General features: G+C 51.1%; 1 pseudogene. It reads right to left on the reverse strand.

Annotated elements, in window-relative coordinates:
* A pseudogene (locus tag QZ377_RS12260) lies at positions 1 to 264 on the reverse strand (hypothetical protein); the annotation flags it as partial.

Below are 264 nucleotides of genomic sequence, written 5' to 3' on the forward strand. Positions count from 1 at the left end.
TTATATGCGTAGGCATGGTCAGCATGCTGAAAAACCACGGCGCCGCCGGTATTCTGCAGCAGAATACGCTTTGGCACGGCCTCTTTGTCTGTCGGCAGCAAATATCCCAGCACGGCTATTCCGGCCAGAACGCCCGTCAAAATGGCAACTGCAAAATAACGTTTTTGCAACGCAGCCCCCCCAGATATAGCGATCATTAACAACGCAACCGGGCTGATAGTATTCAGCCCGGTTGCTGTGAAACACAGGCATTGTCTTAATGTA

It is taken from the genome of Desulfovibrio sp., from assembly GCF_019424165.1.
GTDB lineage: Bacteria > Desulfobacterota > Desulfovibrionia > Desulfovibrionales > Desulfovibrionaceae > Desulfovibrio.